The 1,231-nt window shown below is 77.7% G+C and carries 1 pseudogene; it reads right to left on the bottom strand.

The features are described 5' to 3' along the window. Positions 1 to 1,231, bottom strand: a pseudogene (locus ABD308_RS28145) (hypothetical protein); the annotation flags it as partial.

The raw sequence follows: 1,231 nt of genomic DNA, 5'->3' as shown, positions 1-1,231 counted from the left end.
GCAGCCACCATTCGGTGGGGACGGGGGTCTCGCGTCCGGCGGTGGCGAGCGCCCGGCCGACGGCACCGAGGTCGACCATCAGGGCCTTGTCGCCGACGACGGGCAGCGACTCCACCTCGCCGGTGATCCGCACCTGCACGGTGGCGAGGCCGAACGGCACCCGGATGGTGGATCCGACGCGGGAGCCGGTGGCGGCCAGGTAGCCGCGGGTGGCGACGCCGGTGATCTCGTCCTGCGCCCGGGCGCCGGCCGGGGTGACGACGGCGCGCCGGTTGCCGGCGCTGTTGGAGACGGACGCGTAGCGCACGCTCAGCAGCCGCTGCCCGTCGGAGGGGTCGACGAGGACGTCCACCTTGGCGTCGCGCGCGGTGCCGTCGCCGGTGTTGGCCCAGCTCAGGCCGGCGGGGACGGTGGCCGGGACGACGGGGGCGGTCGCCCCGTCGGCGGCGCCGAGCCGGCGGACGGCCAGGGTGCCGCCGTCGGTGGGTCCGAAGGAGAGGGTCAGGCCGACGACGGTCAGCGGCGCCGACACCGAGCTGATCCCGCCGTCGGTGAGCGCGGTGAGGTCGGCGGTGGCGCGGCCCTCGCCGGAGGCGGGGACGCCCTTGAGCGGGACGACGAAGGAGACGTCGTGGCGGTCGCGCATCAGCAGCCAGGCCTCCGGGGCCTTGACCGGCGGCGGGAGGGGCTCGCCGGGGACGGCCCACCGGGGGTCGGGCGTGAAGGTGACCTCGGCCTCGACGCGCTGCGGGCGGCCGGGCAGCGTGATCCCGGTCGCGGCGCCGGTGGGCGCGCTCCCGGCGAGCGGGGTGAACAGCCGCTGCGGGTCCTGTCCGTCGAGCAGGTCGGGGCGGACCGGGACGCGTTCGGCGAAGGCCGCCGCGTTCACGGCGATGATCTGGCCGTGGCCGTTGGCGGGCAGCGACTGCTCCTGGCGGCTGACCGGGATGATCCGGTCGCCGCCGGGCAGTTCGGCGAACCGGCTGCCCTGGCCGAGCGGGGCGGTGTGAGCGCCGTGGATGCGCAGGCCGCCGGCGGTGGCGAAGGAGGCCTGGTCCTGCTGGGAGGTGTTCCAGGTGGCGTGCTGGCCGAGCGCGAGGACGCCGGTGGAGACGCCGAGCACCAGCAGCAGGACCGGTCCGCTGGCCCGGCCGGGGCGCCGGGCCAGCTGCCAGCCGACCAGGGCGGGTCCGAGGCCCCGGCCGCGGGCGGCGATCCGGGCGGCGCGGGG

The sequence above is a fragment of the Kitasatospora putterlickiae genome (assembly GCF_039527695.1).
Classification (GTDB): Bacteria; Actinomycetota; Actinomycetes; order Streptomycetales; family Streptomycetaceae; genus Kitasatospora; species Kitasatospora putterlickiae.
Note: the sequence above shows the minus strand (reverse complement) of the source record. Positions and strands in the feature narration are given on the sequence as shown.